The sequence below is a fragment of the Clostridia bacterium genome, assembly GCA_019683875.1.
GTDB lineage: Bacteria > Bacillota > Sulfobacillia > RBS10-35 > Bu92 > Bu92.
Genome location: JADGHN010000079.1, coordinates 1 through 7999, shown reverse-complemented (window position 1 = coordinate 7999; position 7999 = coordinate 1). Strand labels below are relative to the sequence as shown.

The 7999-nt window shown below is 73.2% G+C and carries 8 protein-coding genes; 1 reads left to right on the top strand and 7 read right to left on the bottom strand.

The window, feature by feature from the left end:
- The 7 genes from IRZ18_07140 to asnB all read right to left on the bottom strand — a co-directional run.
- Positions 1-245: RpiB/LacA/LacB family sugar-phosphate isomerase (locus IRZ18_07140; protein MBX5476875.1), on the bottom strand; the 245-nt coding region annotated here is incomplete at its 3' end.
- On the bottom strand, positions 242-1726 hold the full coding sequence (locus tag IRZ18_07135) for a threonylcarbamoyl-AMP synthase (protein MBX5476874.1): 1485 nt from the start codon (positions 1724-1726) through the stop codon (positions 242-244). The genes IRZ18_07135 and IRZ18_07140, both read right to left, overlap by 4 nt.
- Positions 1723-2601, bottom strand: coding sequence for a peptide chain release factor N(5)-glutamine methyltransferase (gene prmC / locus IRZ18_07130; protein ID MBX5476873.1), 879 nt, complete (start codon positions 2599-2601; stop codon positions 1723-1725). The genes IRZ18_07135 and prmC overlap by 4 nt, the downstream gene beginning before the upstream one ends.
- Positions 2602-2647: 46 nt before the next feature.
- Positions 2648-3724 (bottom strand): peptide chain release factor 1, encoded by a 1077-nt coding sequence (prfA, locus tag IRZ18_07125; protein ID MBX5476872.1) that lies wholly within the window; start codon positions 3722-3724, stop codon positions 2648-2650.
- Entirely contained in the window at positions 3721-4551 is an 831-nt protein-coding gene (locus IRZ18_07120) for a DUF1385 domain-containing protein (GenBank protein MBX5476871.1), read from the bottom strand. Before IRZ18_07120 ends, prfA begins: the two co-directional genes overlap by 4 nt.
- Positions 4552-4683: 132 nt before the next feature.
- Positions 4684-4932 carry a 50S ribosomal protein L31 gene (rpmE, locus tag IRZ18_07115; GenBank protein MBX5476870.1) on the bottom strand — a complete coding sequence of 83 codons (249 nt, stop codon included), beginning with the start codon at positions 4930-4932 and terminating at the stop codon, positions 4684-4686.
- A 114-nt stretch (positions 4933-5046) separates the two neighbouring features.
- Positions 5047-6888, bottom strand: a complete 1842-nt coding sequence (gene asnB / locus IRZ18_07110) for an asparagine synthase (glutamine-hydrolyzing) (GenBank protein MBX5476869.1) — start codon at positions 6886-6888, stop codon at positions 5047-5049.
- A gap of 175 nt (positions 6889-7063) precedes the next feature.
- Here asnB and IRZ18_07105 point away from each other — a divergent pair.
- A partial coding sequence (locus IRZ18_07105) for an EamA family transporter (protein ID MBX5476868.1) occupies positions 7064-7999 on the top strand: 936 nt, incomplete at its 3' end.

Below are 7999 nucleotides of genomic sequence, written 5' to 3'. Positions count from 1 at the left end.
CGCACGCCGGGCACCTTGTTGGCGGCGATGGCCATGCCGATGCCGCTCCCGCAGACGAGCACGCCGCGCTCCGCGCGCCCCTGCGCCACGGCGCGCGCGACCTCCCGCGCGAAATCGGGGTAGTCGCACGAGGCGTCGCTGTGCGTGCCGAAGTCTTCGACGTCGTGGCCCATCTCCGCGAGCCACGTCTTGACCTTCTCCTTCAACGCGTACCCGGCGTGATCCGCGCCGATGGCCACTTTCATCGCGACGAACCTCCGAATTCGGTCTGCAACCATCGTCGCAGGTCGGCCGCCATCCTGTCCACCAGGCGCTCGTAGGCGTCTTGTCCCATGCCGATGGGATCGGGTACGTCGCCACCGCCAAAGATTTCGGACCAGGTGGCGATTTTCGGGGCGTATTCCGGATGCTGCGCCCGCAGCCGCTCCGCCTGGCCGGCCGTCATGGTGACGACGAGGTCCGCCCAGCGCAGCAGGTCGGGCGTCACGGGCTTGCTGGCGTGCCCTTCGAGCTCCGCGCCGAGGCGCCGGACGGCCTGCACCGCTTCCGGGGCCGCGGCGTCGCCCTCCGCCGCGTGAGTGCCGGCGGAGGCCACCTCCAACGCCAGGCCCCGCTGGGTCGCCAGGCGGCGCGCCAGCGCCTCGGCCATCGGGCTGCGGCAGGTGTTGCCCGTGCAGACGAAGAGCACGCGCGCGAGCGGGGCGTCGACGACCTCCGTGGCGGCGCGGGCGAGGCGGTCGCGCACGGCCCAGCCGAGGCCGTCCGGCGCGGGGCTCTCGGCGAAGATGCGCGCGGCGCCGGACGCCTCCAGCTGCCGCAGCGCGGGGAAGAGCGCGGCCGCGTACGCGCCCGGCCGGTCGCGCGGGCCGGCGTCGGCAACGGCGCGGGCCTGGCCGGCCGCGCGCGCGGCGGCGGCCGTGTCCGAGGGCGCGAGGACTGCGACCGCCTCGCCCCGCGCCGCCGCGTCCGCGAGCGCGCGCAGGAGCGCGACACGGGCGCCGGGGCCGCGAAAGACGATCAACGGCACGGACGGCGCGTAGTGCCGGTACCGCGTCCCCGGCGAGCGCTGCAGCGCCTCCTCGCCGGCCGCCGCGCGCAGGTCCGGCCAGATCTCCCGCAGTTCCTCCAGGGTCACGCCGCCGGGGCGCAGGACGGCCGGCACGGGCCCCGTGCAGTCGACGACCGTCGATTCGACGCCGATCGCCACCGGCCCGCCGTCGAGGACGATGGACGGGCCGCGGTCCGTCTCCGCGTAGTCGGCGAGGACGTCGTCCGCGCGGGTCGGGCTCGGCCGCCCCGAGCGGTTGGCGCTGGGCGCGGCGACCGGCACGCCGGCCGCCCGGATCAGCGCGAGCGCCACGTCGTGGTCCGGAACGCGCACGGCCACGGTGGGCAGCCCGGCCGCGACGACGTCCGGCACGTGCGGCGACCGCGGCACGATCACGGTGAGCGGCCCCGGCCAGAACGCCGCCGTGAGGGCCGCGGCCGCCTCCGGCCATTCGGCCGCGACCAGATCCCGCATCGCCTCGTCGGCGATGTGCACGATCAGGGGGTTGTCGGCCGGGCGGCCCTTCGCCGCGAAGATGCGCGCCGCCGCGGCCGCGTCCAGCGCGTTCGCGCCCAGGCCGTACACCGTCTCCGTGGGAAAGGCGACGAGCTCGCCGGCGCGCAGCGCGGCCGCCGCCGCCTCGATCGCGCCAGGCTCATCCGCCTTCAGCCGCCTCACGCGCCCGCCCCCTCCCAGATGCCGGCGACGACGCGCTCGTGGCCGGCCAGGTCCCGCTCGACGCGCAGGCGCGCGAACCCGCGCGCCCGCATGCGCTCCGCCACGGCGCCGGCCTGGCCGGCGCCGACCTCGAACGCGAGGAACCCGCCCGGACGCAGGCGGCCGTCGACGCCTGCGAGCACGCGCTCGAACGCCTCGAGGCCCGTCGGCCCCCCGACCAGCGCCATCTCCGGTTCCGCGCGCACCTCCGGGTCGGCGGATCGCCACTCCTCGGGCGTCAGGTACGGCGGGTTGCAGACGACGCCGTCCAGCGGCAGCGCGGCCCGCGCGTGGCCCGCGAAGGCGGTCCACCAGTCGCCCAGGAGGCAGCGGACGCAATCGCGGACGCCGTGCTCAAGGGCGTTCGCGGCGGCGCACGCCAGCGCGCGCGGGGAGGCGTCGACGGCCCAGACTTCCGCGCGCGGCCGGCGCTTCGCGAGCATGATGGCGAGCGCGCCGCTCCCGGTGCCGAGATCGGCGAGGCGGAGCGGCGCGTCGGGCGGGGCCAGCGCGAGCGCGGCCTCCAGCAGCACTTCCGTCTCCGGACGCGGGACGAGCACGCCGGGCGCGACGCGGAGGCGCACCTCGCCGAACTCGACGGAGCCCACCACGTACGCGAACGGCTGGCGCGCGGCGCGCGCCCGCACGAACTCGGGCAGCCGCCGGCGCGCGGCGTCAGGGAGCGGGTCGCCCTCGCCGGCCGTCCAGGCCCACGACGTGTCGCGCCCCGCGGCGTGCGCAAGCAGCAGCGCCGCCTCGCGCCGCGGCGCGGGCACGCCTGCCCGGGCGAGCGCGCCCGCGGCCCACTCGCGCCACGCGGCGGCGGACGCAGCCACCGGCGGCGCCCCGGCGCCGGGGACCTCCTGAGGCGCAGCGGCAGCCTCAGCCGGAGCGCTGCAGCCGTTCGGCTTGGTCCGCGGCGATGAGGGCGTCGAGCAGCTCATCGAGATCGCCGTCCAAAATGAAGTCCAGCTTGTGGAGCGTCAGGCCGATGCGGTGATCGGTGACGCGCCCCTGCTGAAAATTGTACGTCCGGATCTTCTGGCTCCGGTCGCCGCTCTGCACCTGGCTGCGGCGCTCCTCGGCCTCCTTTTGATGCTGCTCCTGAAGCGCCAACTCGTATAACTTCGACCGCAGGATCCGCATCGCCCGCTCGCGGTTCTTGTGCTGGGAGCGCTCGTCCTGGCAGGTGACGACGATGCCCGTCGGCTTGTGCGTGATGCGGATCGCCGACTCCGTCTTGTTCACGTGCTGGCCGCCGGCGCCGCTCGCCCGGAACGTGTCGATCTCAAGGTCCTCCGGGTTGATCTGCACGTCGACCTCTTCCGCCTCCGGGAGGACGGCGACGGTCGCCGTGGACGTGTGGATGCGGCCGCCGGACTCGGTCACGGGGATGCGCTGCACGCGGTGGACGCCGCTTTCGTATTTCATGCGGCTGTACACCTGGCGCCCGGAAAGGTTGACGATCACTTCCTTGAACCCGCCGATGCCCGTCTCGTTCGCGCTGAGGATCTCCGCCTTCCAGCCCCTGCGCTCCGCGTAGCGCGTGTACATGCGCAGGAGATCGCCGGCGAAGAGCGCCGCCTCGTCCCCGCCCGCGCCGGCGCGGATCTCGAGGATCACGTTCTTCTCGTCGCGCTCGTCCCGCGGCAGCAGAAGCTGCAGGATCTCCCGCTCCAGCGCCTCCCGCTGGGCTTCGAGCTCCGCGACCTCGCGCCGCACCCATTCGCGCGTGTCCGGGTCGGACGATTCGGCCGCCAGCGCCTGCGCCGCCTCGATGTCCTGGCCCAGGGTGACGTAGCGCCGGTACGGCAGCACGATCTCCTCGAGCCGAGCGTGCTCCTTCGCGAGCTCGCGCAGGCGCTCGGCGTCGCTCACCACGTCCGGGTCGGCCATTTGGGCCGCGATCTCCTCGTACCGGCGTTCGATCTGCGCGAGTTTGCTGAGGTCGAGGGTCATCCTGCGAGCTGCTCCTCCCTGTTCACGACGGCCGTCAACGCGGCGATGGCGACTTCGAGCTGGCGCTCGTCCGGCTCCCGCGTGGTCAGGCGCTGCATCCACAACCCGGGCGCGACGATGCAGCGCGCCCAGAGACGCGTCTCGTACCGCGCCGAGAAGCGCAGAAGCTCGTAGGCCAGCCCCGCCACCAGCGGCAGCAGCACCAGGCGGCTGGCGACGCGCCACAGGAGCGACGGCCACCCCATCAGCGCGAACAGCGCGACGGCGACCAGCGCGACGAACAGCAGGTAGCTCGTCCCGCAGCGCGGGTGAAAGCGCGACTGACGCGCGGCGTGCGCCACGGTCAGCGGCAGGCCGGCCTCGAACGCGGCGATGGCCTTGTGCTCCGCGCCGTGGTACTGCAGCACGCGCTGGATCTCCGCCGTGCGCGAGATGCCGTAGAGGTACGCCCACAGGATGGCGAGGCGCAGCAGCCCCTCGATGAGGTTCAGCTGCAGGCTGCTGTGGACGGCGTGACGCAGCAGGCCGATCAGCCATGTCGGAAGGACGACGAACACGCCGAGGCCGGCGATCGTCGCGACGGCGACCGTCCAGCGCATCTGCGCCGGCGTCAGCTGCTCGTCCTCCTGCGACGCCGCGCTCGCAGAGAACATGAGCGCGCCGAACCCGAGCGAGAGCGACTCCGCCAGCGTGACGAGCCCCCGCACGACGGGCAGCCGCGCCCACGGCCAGCGGTTCGCCCACTGGCCAAGGTCCTTCTGATCGAGCGCGATGCCGCCGTCCGGCCGGCGCACGGCCACGGCCATGGAGCGCGGCCCGCGCATCATGACGCCCTCGATCACCGCCTGCCCGCCGTACACCGCCCCGGCCAACGGCGCCACCTCCCGGAAAAAATACGATGCGGCGCCCGTGCGCCGCAAAAAGAAAACAGGCAGGGCTCCCGCCCTGCCCGACGCGCGCTACTGCTCCCCGGCGACCTCCGCTGCGCTCGCGCGGCCGGCCTTGCGGTAGTCCGAGCCGAACTTCTTGCGGAAGCGCTCCACCCGGCCGCCCGTGTCCACCACGCGCTGCGTGCCGGTGTAGAACGGATGGCACTTGCCGCAGATCTCCACCTTGATCTGCGGCTTCGTGGACCGGAGATGGTACACCGCGCCGCACGCGCAGGTGACGGTCGCGTCATAAAGTTGCGGATGAATGCCTGCTTTCACGGGCGTACCTCTTTTCTCGCTCTTTCGGCCTTCGTGTCCGGCACGTGGAAAACCGCACGGTATTATAGCACACACGGCCGGCGGCGCGAGCGTCGTCGAGGGCGCGACGACGCCTCACGCGAGCCGCACGCGGTACTCGCGCAGCCAGGCGTCGACCTGGACGAGAAACGCGAACAGTTGCGGCAGCCGCATGAGCTGGCCGAACCACGGGATGTCGAACTCGACGTCGCTTTCCGCCATCGCGCGGACGGCTTTGACGTCGATGAGCGGAAGCAGGGGCGAGGCCGGGTCGTCGAGGATGCCCAGCACGCGCTCGCGCATCGCGGCGAGGTAGCCGGGATGGAACGTCTTCGGGTACGGGCTCTTGCGGCGCCAAAGGACGTCGTCGGGCAGAAGACCCTGGAGCGCGCGGCGCAGGAGTCCCTTTTCGCGCCCGCCAAGCGTCTTGAGCTCCCACGGCACGTTCCACACGTACTCGACGAGGCGGTGGTCGCAAAACGGCACGCGCACCTCGAGCCCGACGGCCATGCTCATCCGGTCCTTGCGGTCGAGGAGCGTCGGCATCCAGCGCGTCAGCGTGAGGTACGCGATCTCCCGCATGCGCGCGGCGCGCCCCGTCTCCCCCGGCAGGCGCGGCACCTCGTCCAGCGCCTCCTGGTACCGCGTTTGGATGTACTCCAGCGGGCGGGCGTGCGCCTTCAGCTCTTCCGACATGACCTGCAGCCGTTCGCCGACCTTGAGGGACCATGGGAACGTATCGGCGGAGATGGCGTCATCGCGCCGGAACCACGGGTAGCCGCAGAACACCTCGTCGGCGCACTCGCCCGAGAGTGCCACGGTGGCGTCCTTCTTGATCTCCTTGCAAAACAGCAGCAGCGAGGCGTCGATGTCCGCCATGCCCGGCAGGTCGCGCGCGCGCATGGCCGGCACGAGCGCCTCCGCGAGGGACGCGGTGTCGAGGCAGACGCGGTGGTGCCGCGTGCCCAGGTGGCGGGAGACGGCGTCGATCCACGGCCCGTCCGCGTCCGGCTGGAAGTCGTTGGGGCGGAAGTAGCGGTCGTTGTCCTCGTAGTCGACGGAATACGTGTGCAACTCGCCACGCCCGTCGCGCCGGTACACGCGGACCGCCCCGGCCGTGAGCGCGCTCGAGTCCAGGCCGCCCGAAAGGAGCGTGCACACCGGGACGTCGGCCACCAGCTGGCGCTCGACCGCGTCGAGGAAAAGCTCGCGCACGGTGGCGACGGTCGTCCGCTCGTCGTCCTCGTGCGGGCGGCTCTCCAGCTGCCAATAGGGCCACGCGCGCAGGCCGTCCCGCGAGAAACGCAGCGACCAGCCCGGCTTCAGCTCCTCGATCCCCTTGAACACGCCGTGGCCCGGCGTGCGCGCCGGCCCCAGCGCGAAGACCTCGGCCAGGCCGTCCCGGTCGACGACCGGTTCGACGTCCGGGTGCGCGAGGATCGCCTTGAGCTCCGAGCCGAACAGCAGCATCGAGCCGCGCTGCGTGAAGAAGAGCGGCTTCACGCCCAGGCGGTCGCGCGCCATGAAGAGCGACTCCTCGCCGCTGTCCCAGACGGCGAACGCGAAGATCCCGTTGAAGCGCTCCACGCACGCCGGGCCCCATTCGATGTAGGAAAGCAGCAGCGCCTCCGTGTCGGAGTGGCCCTGGAACACGTGCCCGCGCGCCTCCAGCTCCCGGCGCAGCTCAGGCGTGTTGTAGAGCTCGCCGTTGTAGACCAGCACGTACTCCCGCCCGTCACGCTGGCGGCGCATCGGCTGGCCTCCCCCGGCCGGGTCGACGACGATGAGCCGGCGGTGGCCGAACGCGGCCCGTGGCGAGAGCCACTGCGTCGACGCGTCCGGGCCGCGGCAGGCGAGCGTCGCCGCCATCCTGCGGATGGTGTCGGACTCCCGTGTCAGGTCGCGGTTCCAATCGATCCACCCGGTGATGCCGCACATGGCTGTCCGCCTCCATCGGTTCCGCCTTTCAGGGGCGCAACGAAACCGTATGTGCGGCGACGGGCGACGGTGCCTATCCACGCGCGCGGCCGCTGCGGGCGGCGCAGTCTTGGCGCGCGCGGCGCGTTGCCCTATGCTGCCGACAGTATCCTGCCTGCGGAATGACGGGGTGCTTGTGACGCGGACGCGCGGGATCGTGATGGTCCTCGCCGGCGCGGCCTGCTGGGGACTGTCCGGCACGGCGGCGCAGGTCCTCTTTCACACGCACGGGGTGTCGCCGGCGTGGCTGGTGACGGTGCGCATGCTGGCCGCCGGCGGCCTCCTCGCCGTTGCGTTGCGGCCGCCGTTCCCGCGCTCCCACCGGCTGCAATTCCTCGTTTTCGCCGTCCTCGGCCTCGCCGGCGTGCAGTTCACGTACATGGCGGCCATCGAGGCCACCAACGCGGCGACGGCCACCTTCCTCCAGTACCTGGCGGTGCCGGCGATCGCGCTGTGGGAGCTGGCCCGCGGGCGGCGCCGGCCGACGCTTCTGGAGCTTCTCGCCGCCGGGCTGGCCGTCGCGGGCACGGCGCTGCTGGTGCTCGCCTCGCCCGGCGGCGGCCTCGGCCTTCACGTGACGCCGCTCGGGCTGGCGTACGGCCTCCTCTCGGCGGTCACACTGGCGTACTACACGCTGGCGTCCGTGCCGCTCGTCGCGGAGCTGGGCTCCTGGCGCCTGACCACATGGGCGCTGCTCGCCGGCGGCGCCGCCATGGCCCTCTGGGCTCCGCCGTGGGCCGCGCGGCCGTCGGGCGACCCCTGGACGGTCGCGGGACTCGTCGCGTTCGTGGTGCTGTTCGGCACGCTGGCGGGCTTCGGGCTGTTCCTCGCGAGCCTGCGGCACGTCTCCGCCACGGAGGCGGGCATCGTGGCGACGTTCGAACCGGTGGCGGCGGCCGTCTCGGCCTACGCGTTCCTGCACGTGGCGCTGCTGCCGTGGCAGTACGCGGGTGGCGCGCTCATCCTCCTGGCCGTGGTGCTGCTGCGGCTGCGCGGCGGGCAGGAAGCCCGAGCGCCGGACGCGAGCGGGCCAAGCGCGGCGACGGGCGAGACCGCGAGCGCGCGGGCGGAG

Bases quoted from the DNA above. Each gene is read 5' to 3' on its own strand.
- prfA (MBX5476872.1), bottom strand. From the start codon at position 3,724: ATGACCCTCGACCTCAGCAAACTCGCGCAGATCGAACGCCGGTACGAG.
- IRZ18_07120 (MBX5476871.1), bottom strand. From the start codon at position 4,551: ATGATGCGCGGGCCGCGCTCCATGGCCGTGGCCGTGCGCCGGCCGGAC.
- asnB (MBX5476869.1), bottom strand. From the start codon at position 6,888: ATGTGCGGCATCACCGGGTGGATCGATTGGAACCGCGACCTGACACGG.